Raw genomic sequence first — 216 nt, forward strand, 5'->3', positions numbered from 1 at the left:
CCCTGGAAGCCGCCGCCGACGGCCCGGCCGTAGTCAGCTCGGGCGCGCCGAAGTCCCGGACCCTCCGGCCAGGGGCAGAGCCAGGACGAGGACCAGGTCGGTGCCCGGCGGATCGTCCCGGTGGAGGACACGGAAGTCGTCCGTGAGGCGCGCGATCAGGGGGAACCCCCGGCCCGAGGCGCCGAGGCGGGGCGGCTCGTCGGGTGCGGGCGGGGG

The 216-nt window shown here is 78.2% G+C and carries 1 pseudogene; it reads right to left on the reverse strand.

The features are described from left to right. Positions 1-33: 33 nt before the first annotated feature. Positions 34-216, reverse strand: a pseudogene (locus tag VR45_RS49860) (hypothetical protein); the annotation flags it as partial.

This window comes from Streptomyces sp. NRRL S-495, assembly GCF_000966955.1.
Lineage (GTDB): Bacteria > Actinomycetota > Actinomycetes > Streptomycetales > Streptomycetaceae > Kitasatospora > Kitasatospora purpeofusca.